Annotated in this window: 7 protein-coding genes and 1 pseudogene; 2 read left to right on the forward strand and 6 right to left on the reverse strand. The window is 74.2% G+C overall.

The annotated features are described in order from the left end of the window. A partial coding sequence (locus VIM19_12025; protein HEY5185604.1) for a YdeI/OmpD-associated family protein occupies window positions 1–427 on the forward strand: 427 nt, incomplete at its 5' end. A 71-nt stretch (window positions 428–498) separates the two neighbouring features. Here the strand turns inward: VIM19_12025 and VIM19_12030 are convergent. Genes VIM19_12030 through VIM19_12055 form a run of 6 tightly spaced genes read right to left on the reverse strand, consistent with a single transcriptional unit; the run spans window position 499 to window position 8,505 of the window. Further along, the gene (locus tag VIM19_12030; protein HEY5185605.1) at window positions 499–1,287 is read right to left on the reverse strand and encodes an enoyl-CoA hydratase-related protein; all 789 of its coding nucleotides are present in this window, start codon (window positions 1,285–1,287) and stop codon (window positions 499–501) included. Continuing rightward, window positions 1,284–2,432, reverse strand: coding sequence for an acyl-CoA dehydrogenase family protein (locus VIM19_12035; GenBank protein ID HEY5185606.1), 1,149 nt, complete (start codon window positions 2,430–2,432; stop codon window positions 1,284–1,286). Before VIM19_12035 ends, VIM19_12030 begins: the two co-directional genes overlap by 4 nt. Beyond that, window positions 2,429–3,082 carry a TetR/AcrR family transcriptional regulator gene (locus tag VIM19_12040; GenBank protein ID HEY5185607.1) on the reverse strand — a complete coding sequence of 218 codons (654 nt, stop codon included), beginning with the start codon at window positions 3,080–3,082 and terminating at the stop codon, window positions 2,429–2,431. Before VIM19_12040 ends, VIM19_12035 begins: the two co-directional genes overlap by 4 nt. Further along, on the reverse strand, window positions 3,079–4,863 hold the full coding sequence (locus VIM19_12045; GenBank protein ID HEY5185608.1) for an acyclic terpene utilization AtuA family protein: 1,785 nt from the start codon (window positions 4,861–4,863) through the stop codon (window positions 3,079–3,081). Before VIM19_12045 ends, VIM19_12040 begins: the two co-directional genes overlap by 4 nt. After that, window positions 4,856–6,901: a biotin carboxylase N-terminal domain-containing protein gene (locus VIM19_12050; protein ID HEY5185609.1), complete on the reverse strand. Its 2,046-nt coding sequence runs from the start codon at window positions 6,899–6,901 to the stop codon at window positions 4,856–4,858. Before VIM19_12050 ends, VIM19_12045 begins: the two co-directional genes overlap by 8 nt. A gap of 5 nt (window positions 6,902–6,906) precedes the next feature. After that, window positions 6,907–8,505, reverse strand: coding sequence for a carboxyl transferase domain-containing protein (locus VIM19_12055; protein ID HEY5185610.1), 1,599 nt, complete (start codon window positions 8,503–8,505; stop codon window positions 6,907–6,909). Between the two features lie 99 nt (window positions 8,506–8,604). Between VIM19_12055 and VIM19_12060 the strand changes: the two are divergent. Further along, window positions 8,605–8,868, forward strand: a pseudogene (locus VIM19_12060) (DUF6457 domain-containing protein). The last annotated feature ends 121 nt before the right edge of the window (window positions 8,869–8,989 follow it).

The following is an 8,989-nucleotide window of genomic DNA, read 5'->3' on the forward strand; positions in this document are numbered from 1 at the left end:
CCTCAACGGCAAGACCGCGACCGGAATCGAGGTGCCGCCCGGGGTGATCGAGTCGCTCGGCGGCGGGAAGCGGCCCGCGGTTGTGGTGGCCCTCAACGGCTACTCCTACCGCACGACGGTCGGCGTCATGGGCGGTCGCTCCCTGATCCCGGTCAGCGCCGAGCACCGGGCCGGTGCTGGAGTGTCCGCGGGGCAGGTGCTGCAGGTGTCGGTGTCGCTCGATGATGCGCCGCGGGAGGTGCCGGTGCCGGCCGACCTGGCGGCCGCGCTGGAGCGGAGCCCCGGTGCGCGCAGCGCCTTCGACGCGTTGTCCAACTCGGGCAAGAAGCGGCACGTGCTGTCGGTCGAGGGCGCCAAGACCCAGGAGACCCGTCAGCGCCGGCTGGACAAGGCGATCGCGGAGCTGGCGGCCGGCGCGCGACCCTGAGCGGGGTCAGTCGGTGGCTGAGCGCTGGCGTGAAGGGTGGGTTGGTGCGGCGGTGCGCACAGAAGGGACCCTCATGCAGAAGGTGGGGGGGCCCAGGCGGGGGGGCGGCGCTCGACGAAGGCGGTCATGCCCTCCCGCGCCTCGGCCGAGCCGAACAGCTCCGCGGACAGCTGGGCAGTCCAGTCGAAGCCGTCGTCCAGACTGAGCACCGGCACCCGGCGCAGCAGCTGCTTGGTCGCGGCCAGCGCGGTCGGGCCGCCCCGCCGCAGCTGGCCCACCCAGGTGTCCACCGCGGCGTCCAGCTCGGCGGCCGGCACGACCGCGGTGAGCAGCCCAGCGCGCAGCGCGCGCGCGGCGGAGACCCGCTCGCCGGTGAGCAGCAGCTCGGCTGCCTCGCGCGGGGGCATCCGGCGCAGGCAGACCACCGAGATCACGGCCGGCGCGACCCCGACCCGCACCTCGGAGAACGCGAACCGGGTCTCCTCGGCGGCCACCGCGAGGTCACAGGCCGCGACCAGCCCGTTGCCGCCCCCGGCCACGTGCCCCTGGACCCGGGCGATGGTCGGCTTGGGGTGCTCGAGCAGGGCCTGCAGCACGTCGACCAGCGCGCGCGGCCCGGTCGCCGCGAACGAGCCGTCGTCGGCCGCCGCGGCCCCGCGCAGGTCGGCCCCCGCGCAGAAGGTGTTGCCGCTGCCGGTGAGCACGACCACCCGGACGGCGTCGTCCTCGGCGGCGGCCCGCAGGCCGGCCAGCAGCGGGGCCATCGACTCGGCGTTGAGGACGTTGCGCGCCTCCGGCCGGTCGAGGGTCAGGGTGGCCACGCCGTCGGCCACCTCGTAGCGCACCGCCGGCGAGCTCACCGCCGTCCCAGCCCCTCGAGCAGCGCGATGACGCGGAGCATGACCTCGTCCGCGCCGCCGCCGATCGAGATCAGCCGCGAGTCGCGGAAGTATCGGGCCGGCCAGTGCTCCTCCACGTACCCCATGCCGCCGTGGTACTGCACGCAGGTGTCGGCGACCTCCCGCGCGAGCCGGCCGGTCTTCAGCTTGGCGATGCTGGCGAACTTGGTGACGTCCTGTCCCGCGACGTACGCGTCAGCCGCGGCGTAGCAGTAGTGCCTGAGCAGGTCGACCTCGGCGAACAGCTCGGCCAGCCGGTACTGCAGGTGCTGGTTGGCGAGCAGCGGCTTGCCGAACGCCTCGCGCTGCTGCAGGTACTCGACGGTGCGCCGCAGCGCCCGCTCCATGCCGGCCACGCCCATGTAGGAGCCGATCAGCCGCTCGTCCTGGAACTGGGCCATCTGCTGCTGGAAGCCACGCCCCGGCTCGCCGATGGTGTTGGTGACCGGCACCCGGCAGTCCTCGAAGGTCAGCTCGGCGGTGTCGCTGCTGCGGTTGCCGAGCTTGTCCAGCTTGCGGCTGACCGTGAACCCGGGGGTGTCGGTGGGCAAGACCACCATGGACATCCCCGCGTAGCCGCCGTCGTCGGAGGTGCGGACCAGCAGGCACAGCCAGTCGGCCTGGGTGCCGTTGGTGATCCACAGCTTGCTGCCGTTGATCACCCACTCGTCGCCGTCGCGCACCGCCCTGGTGCGGATGCCGGCCACGTCCGAGCCGGCGCCGGGCTCGGAGACCGCGATGGAACAGACCTGCTCGCCGCGGATCGCCGGGGCCAGGTACCTCTGCTTGAGCTCCTCCGAGCCGAACCGGTGCAGCGCCGGGGTCGCCATGGCGGCCTGGACGGCGATGGCCATCGGGACGCCGGCGCAGTCGCTGCGGCCGAGCTCCTCGCCCAGGACGACGGTGAAGGAGTGGTCGGCCCCGCCGCCGCCGTAGGCCGGGTCGTACTCCAGGCCGAGCAGGCCCAGCGAGCCGAGCTTGGCGAACAGCTCGTGCGCCGGGAAGGTCCCGTCCCGCTCCCAGTCGTCGACGTGGGGGTTGATGTCGTTCTGCACGACCTGGCGCACCACCTGGCGCAGCTGCTCGTGCTCCTGCGTGAACCTCATGCACTACCTCCGGGGTCGTCGTTCGGTGCGGCCGGGCTGGATGCTGGTGCGGGCAGGCCGATGGCCCGGGCCCACAGCGTGGTGAGAGTGTCGACGACGCGGTCGGCGTCCAGCGGCTGCGGCTGGGCGTGCCAGCGGCGGGCGAAGCTCTCCACCATGCCGACGAGCGCGGGGCCGACGATCTCCGGGTCGAGCGCCGGGTCGGCCAGTCCGTCGTCCTGGTACTGCTCGAGCGAGGCCCGCGCCTTTTGCACGAAGACCGCGCGCAGCCCGTCGACCAGGCTGCGGAAGCGCTCGTTGGTGGTGGCGGCCTGCTCGACTACCTCGAGCATCCGCGCGTTGCGGGCGTAGGCCTGCAGGTAGCGGCGGTTGCCCTCGTGGATGCGGGTGACCGGGTCGGCGCGCAGGTCGTCGGGCACCCGGACGGCGGCGAACACCTCACCGGCCAGGTCGTCGCAGACCTGGGCCAGCACCTCCTCCTTGGAGGTGAAGTAGGTGTAGACGGTGCCGTGCGAGACCCCCGCGGCGTCGGTAATGTCGGACATCCGGGTGCCGTCGAAGCCGCGCTGCTCGAACACCTCGCGGGCCGCGCGGACGACGGCGTCGCGGGTGCGCCGGCCACGAGGGGTGGTGGGTGCGAGGGTGCTCACGCGCCGTCGTCCGTCGTGGCAGCGGGCAGCAGCGGCACCGGCAGCTCGACGACCTGGGCGCGCAGATACTCCCCGAGTGCCTTGGCCTGCGGGTCGAGGCTGGCGTTCTCGGCCACGCCGCGGCCGAGCAGCCCGCGGACGACGACATTCACCGCCCGCAGGTTGGGCAGCAGGTGGACGTCGACGTGGTGCGGGCGGGTCTCCGGCAGCAGCGCGTGGACCCGTTCCGCCGTGAGGAAGCCGGCCAGCCAGGCGTAGCCGTCGTCCGTCCGCGCCCAGACTCCGACGTTGGCGTCCCCGCCCTTGTCCCCCGAGCGCGCCCCGAACACCCGGCCCAGCGGCGCGGGCGTGGTGGGCGCCTCGGCGAGGCCAGCCGGAAGCGGCGGCGGGGCGGCCGGGACCCACGGGGCCGACCGGGATGTGGCGGCGGGCACCTCGTGGGGGCTCACCAGGGCGCGCGGGACGGTGGTGGGCCAGTAGACGCCGTACGGCGTGGGCTCGGCCGGCGGCGCGGTCGGGTACAGCCCGGGCACCGACGCCAGCGCCAGCTCGACCGCCGGGGCGGTGAACGCCTTGCCGACCTTCTTCGGGTCCCGGTCCTTCACGGTGACGCGCAGCTCCGCCTGCGCCTCGTACTGACTTGTCAGGGTGTGGACGACGTATGGCTCGTCCTCACCCTGACACGTTGACGGGGAGTGGCGCAGGAGCTGGACGTCGACCGACTCGAAGGACTCCCGCCCGCCCGGGACGGCGGCCCACAGCTGGCGCAGCAGCAGCTCGGCCTTGGCGTCGATGTCCAGCCCGGTGAGCATCATCGTGATCGTGTTGCGGAACCCGCCGAGGTAGTTCAGCGCCACCTTCAGCGTCTGCGGCGGCGGCTCGCCCACCACGCCGGACACCCGCACCCGGTCCGGGCCGACCTGCTCCAGCTCGATCGTGTCGAACCGGGCGGTCACGTCCGGGTTGGGGTAGGCCGGCGCGTCCACCTCGTAGAGCAGCTGAGCGGTGACGGTGCCCACCGACACCAGCCCGCCGATCCCCTCGTGCTTGGTGATCACGGCCGAGCCGTCGGCGGCCACCTCGGCGATCGGGAAGCCGACGTGCTCCAGGCCCGGGACCTCGGCGAAGAACGCGTAGTTGCCCCCCGTCGCCTGCGCGCCGCACTCGATGACGTGGCCGGCCACGACGGCGCCGGCCAGCGGGTCGAGGTCCTCCGGCGTCCAGCCGTGCCACCAGGCCGCCGGGCCGACGACGAGCGCAGCGTCGGTGACCCGGCCGGTGACGACGACGTCGGCGCCGGCGTCCAGCGCCGCCTTGATCCCGAAGCCGCCGAGGTAGGCGTTCGCGGTCAGCGCGGGCAGCCCGACGTCGGCGAACCGCTCGCCGGTGGCCAGGTTGACCAGGTCCAGACCGTCCAGCCGGCCGAGCAGGTCGTCGCCCTCGACGGCCACCACCGTGGCGGTCAGGCCGAGCCGCTCGGCGACCTCCCGGACGGCGGTCGCGCACCCGGCCGGGTCCAAGCCCCCGGCGTTGGACACCACCTTGATGCCGCGTTCCAGGCAGCTGCCGAACACGTCCTCCAGCTGGGTCACGAAGGTGCGCGCGTAGCCGGTGCCGGGGCCGTGCTTGAGCCGCTGCCGGGCCAGGATGAGCATGGTCAGCTCGGCCAGCCAGTCACCGGTGAGGACGTCGATCGGGCCGCCCTCGACCTGCTCGCGGGCGGCGGCCAGCCGGTCGCCGAAGAAGCCGCTGCAGTTGGCGATGCGGACCGGCTCACGCATCGACGTCGCCTTCGGCCTGGCCGTCGGCCCGCACGGCCTCGAGGACGACGACCACCTGGTGCGCGTCGACCGAGTCGCCCACGGCGACCGGGACCTCGGCGACCACGGCGTCGGCGTCCGCGATGATCCGGTGCTCCATCTTCATCGCCTCCAGGACGACCAGCAGCTGGCCGGCGGCCACCCGGTCCCCGGCCGCGACGGCGACCACCGTGATGGTGCCGGGCACCGGCGCGGCCGGGCCCTGTGCGGCGGCCTCGCCGCTGTGGTCGGCGAACCGAGGCAGCACGGGCAGCTCGCTGGCCCAGCCGCCGCCGTCCACGCACACCAGCCCGCCGTGGTGGGCGACCCGGTGCCGGTGGCGCAGCCCGCCCAGCTCGAGGTCGATCCAGTCGTCGCCCGCGCCGACCACCCGGGCCTCGTGGTCGGTCCCGTCGATGCCCACGGTGGCCGTGCCGTCCGGCCGCTCCAGGTAGGTCACCTGCACCGGCTGGCCGCCCACCCCCAACGACACCGACGGGCGGACCGCGGGCACGTTGCGCCAGCCGGCCGGGGCGAAGCGCAGCAGCGGCGCCGCGGCCCGGGCCCGGCGCACCCCGTGCAGCGTCGCCGCCACCAGGTGCGCACGGCGCACGTCGTCCGGGACGGCGGGGTCGAGCAGCCCGGGCTGCCGGTCGAGGAAGTCGGTCGGGGTCTCGCCGGCGAGGAACGCCGCGGACTCCAGGATCGCCACCAGCGAGTCCCGGTTGGTGCGCAGCCCGTGGATGCGGGTGCGGCGCAGCTCGCGGGCCAGCACCCGGGCGGCCTGCTCCCGGGTCTCGGCGGCCACGATCACCTTGGCCAGCATGGGGTCGTAGTACGGCGAGACGACGCTGCCGGTCTCGACCCCGGACTCCCAGCGCACCTGCGGGTCGCCCGCGGGCTCGAGCAGCAGCAGCCGGCCGGTCGAGGGCAGGAAGCCCGCGGCTGGGTCCTCGGCGTAGAGCCGGACCTCGATCGCGTGGCCGCTGCGGGTCGGCGCGAGCAGGGACGCCGGCAGCGGCCGCCCCTGGGCCACCGCCAGCTGCAGGGCCACCAGGTCCTCGAGGGTGGTCTCCTCGGTGACCGGGTGCTCCACCTGCAGCCGGGTGTTCATCTCCAGGAAGAAGAACTCCTGGGCCTCGCCCGCGCCAGCGACGAGGAACTCCACGGTGCCGACCCCGACGTAGTCGACCGCGCGGGCCAGCGCCACGGCCGCCTCGAGCATCCGGGCCAGGGTGGCCGGGGTGGTCCCCGGAGAGGGCGACTCCTCGACGATCTTCTGGTGCCGCCGCTGGATCGAGCACTCCCGCTCGAACAGGTGGGTGACCGTGCCGTGGGTGTCGCCGACCACCTGGACCTCGACGTGCCGCGCGCCCGCGAGGTACCGCTCGAGGAACACCGTGGGGTCGCCGAACGCCGACGCGGCCTCGCGGCGGGACCCCTCGATCGCGTCGACCAGGCCGGCGGCCGTGCCGACCAGCCGCATGCCCTTGCCGCCGCCGCCGGCGGAAGCCTTGACCAGCAACGGGAAACCGACCTCCGCTCCGGCCGCCGCCCAGGCCGCCGGGTCGTCGGTGGTCAGCTCGGCGGACGGCGCCAGCGGCACCCCCGCCTCGGCGGCCAGCCGTTTGGCGGCCACCTTCGAGCCCAAGGCCCGGATGGACTCTGGGGTCGGGCCGACCCACACCAGCCCGGCGTCCAGCACGGCCCGGGCGAAGTCGGCGTTCTCGGCCAGGAACCCGTAGCCGGGGTGCACGGCGTCGGCGCCCGCGCGGTGCGCCGCGGCGATGACCGCGGCCGCGTCCAGGTAGGTCTCGGCCGCGGCGGTCCCGGGCAGCCGGATCGCGGTGTCGGCCTCGCGGACGAACGGCTCGCCGGCGTCCGGGTCGCTGTAGACCGCGACGGTGGCCAGGCCGAGCTCGTGCGCCGTGCGGAACACCCGGCGGGCGACCTCGCCACGGTTGGCGACGAGCAGCCGGGTAAGCGGGACGGCGGGCAGCACGGCGGGCGGGGGGGTCACGGCGCTCACATCCGGAAGACGCCGTAGGAGGTGGCGCCCTGCACCGGCGCCGAGTGCGTCGCCGACAGCGCGATGCCGAGCACCGTGCGGGTCTCCCGGGGGTCCACGATCCCGTCGTCCCACAGGTGTCCGGTCGCGTACAGCGCGGTGGACTCCTTCTCCACCTGAGCCTCGAACGCGTCGCGGATCGGCGCGAACTGGTCCTCGTCGAACGGCAGCCCGGCCTTCTCGGTCTTCTGCCGGGCCACGATGGTGAGCACCCCGGCCAGCTGCTTGGGTCCCATGACCGCGATCCGGTGGTTGGGCCAGGAGAACACGAACCGCGGGTCGTAGGCCCGCCCGCTCATCCCGTAGTTCCCGGCGCCGTAGGACGCGCCGACCATGAGGGTCAGGTGCGGCACCGTCGAGTTGGACACCGCGTTGATCAGCTTGGCGCCGTCCTTGATGATGCCGCCCTGCTCGTAGCGGGTGCCGACCATGAAGCCGGTGATGTTCTGCAGGAACAGGATCGGCACCTCGTGCCGGTTGCACAGCTGGATGAACTGGGCGCCCTTGTGGCTCTCCTCGCTGAACAGGATCCCGTTGTTGGCCAGGATCCCGACCGGGTAGCCGCAGACCTGCGCGAAGCCGGTCACCAGGGTGCTGCCGTAGAGCGGCTTGAACTCCTCGAACCGGCTGCCGTCGACGAGCCGGGCGATCACCTCGCGCACCTCGAACGGCACCCGGACGTCGGCCGAGGCGATGCCGAGCAGCTCGTCGGGGTCGTGGGCGGGCGGGTCCGGGTCGCCGGTCCGCGGGCCGGGGCCGAGCTTGTGCCAGTTGAGATGGGCCACGATGTCGCGGCCGATCCGCAGGGTGTCCGGCTCGTCCAGGCCGAGGTAGTCGGCCAGGCCGGAGGTCCGCGCGTGCATCTCGGCGCCGCCGAGCTCCTCCTCGTCGGCGTCCTCGTCGATGGCCATCTTGACCAGCGGCGGGCCGCCGAGGAACACCTGCGCGGCCTGCTTCTGCAGCACCGTGTAGTCGCTCATGCCGGGCACGTACGCGCCGCCGGCCGTGGAGCTGCCGAACACGAGGGTGACCGTGGGGATGCCGGCCGCGGACAGCTGGGTGAGGTTCTTGAAGCTGGCGCCGCCGGGCACGAAGATCTGGGCCTGCTTGGGCAGGTCCGCGCCGGCCGACTCGGTGAGGTTGACCAGCGGCAGCCGGTTGGCTCTGGCGATCTCCATGGCCCGCAGCCCCTTGGCCACCGAGGTGGGCCCCTGGGCGCCGCCCTTGACCGTCGGGTCGTTGGCCATCACGAGGCACTCCACCCGGCTGACCACCCCGATGCCGGTCACGATGCCGGCGCCGATCGGGTCGTCGGTGCCGTACCCGGCGAGCGGGGACAGCTCGAGGAACGGCGAGCCGGGGTCGAGCAGCAGCTCGATCCGCTCCCGCGGCAGCAGCTTGCCCCGGGACCGCAGCCGGGCCACCGCCTTCTCACCGCCGCCGTCCACCGCCCGCTGCTGCAGCCGGGCGACCTCGCCCAGGGCGTCCTGCATGGCCGCCCGGTTGGCGGCGTACGTCTCCGAGCGGACGTCAACGTGGGAGCGCAGCACCGGCACAAAGTTGACACTAGCCTCAACTTCGCCGTCGGTGCACGCACTCGGGCTGCTATGAGCGACCACCCAACCGTCAACGACGCGAGAAGATGGGGCATGACCCTGGACGACTGGACGGCGGCGCTGGCCGCCGAGCTCGGCCTCGACCCGCTGGACCTCGACGTCCGGCTGCTGCTCGACGTGGCCCGCGACGCCGCGCACCACGTGGACCGCCCGGCCGCGCCGCTCACCACCTTCCTCGTCGGCTACGCCGCCGCACTGCGCGGCGGGGGCGCCGAGGCGGTACGCGACGCCGCCGCGGTCGCCAGCCGGCTGGCGCTGGCCTGGCCGCCGGACCAGCCGCAGCCACCCGACGTCGCCGAGTGACGACCGACTGGGAACCGGCCCGGACGGTCGCCGCCGAGGCCGGCCGGGCGGCCGAGCCGCTGCCGGTCGTCGAGCTGCCGCTCGCGGCGGCGCTGGGCCGCACCCTGGCCGCTGCGCTGAC

The organism is Actinomycetes bacterium, assembly GCA_036510875.1.
Taxonomy (GTDB): domain Bacteria; phylum Actinomycetota; class Actinomycetes; order Prado026; family Prado026; genus DATCDE01.